The following is a 771-nucleotide window of genomic DNA, read 5'->3' on the forward strand; positions in this document are numbered from 1 at the left end:
GGAGGAGAAATGTGCTAGGGTATCTTTCTGCATTTCCCTATATTTTTTTGAATCCCATAAGGGTTCTAGCAATTGCTCATATTTTTTTCGTAATAAATATCTTGCAAAACCTTTCCAGCTTAATTCTTCCATAGTATTTCCTCCATTTTTTTTCTTATTTTTTGTTTGTTTTCCTCATTCAAGTCTATGACTGATGCTTTTCCTTCCTCATCAAATTCCTCTATGGTTTCATTGGTGTTATCTACTTTATACAATAATGTTCCATTCTCTCTAAAAAAGAACTGATCTCCAAGTGCTTGACCTTCGCGATAATAACTTTGTGATTTTTTATTGCCATTTTTATAAAACATTTCTTGGATTCCGTGTTGTTGTCCGTTTTTAAAACAAAACTTTGCTTCTACATTCCCATTTTCATAATAATATAATGCACAGCCATCATCTTTTGTATTCTCTTTATAGCTTCCTACAGATTTTAAGTTTCCGTTTGGATAGTAGGTTGTAATTTCTCCATTCAACTTTCCATCGCGTATATTTATCTCATATTGTATGTTTTTCTTTTCATCTTTGAATCTTGCAAACATTACTCCATTAAAAAGTTTCCATTGAGAAAGGTCATAAGCAATATCATTGTATTGAAAAATCTTTGTTTCTTGTCCTTGTAAATTGATACCATTATAAGTGTTTTTATAAATAGAAAAGCCAAAGCCAATGAAAAATAAGAAACTAAGAGCAGCTAAAAATACTTTTAAAAAAGTTATAACTTTGGTATGT

Annotated in this window: 1 protein-coding gene; it reads right to left on the reverse strand. The window is 30.1% G+C overall.

Going from position 1 to position 771, the window contains the following annotated elements; genetic code table 11:
- Positions 1-119: 119 nt before the first annotated feature.
- A partial coding sequence (locus OQH62_RS08555) for a hypothetical protein (RefSeq protein ID WP_323053661.1) occupies positions 120-771 on the reverse strand: 652 nt, incomplete at its 5' end.

The sequence above is a fragment of the Campylobacter sp. MIT 21-1684 genome (assembly GCF_026241315.1).
GTDB lineage: Bacteria > Campylobacterota > Campylobacteria > Campylobacterales > Campylobacteraceae > Campylobacter_D.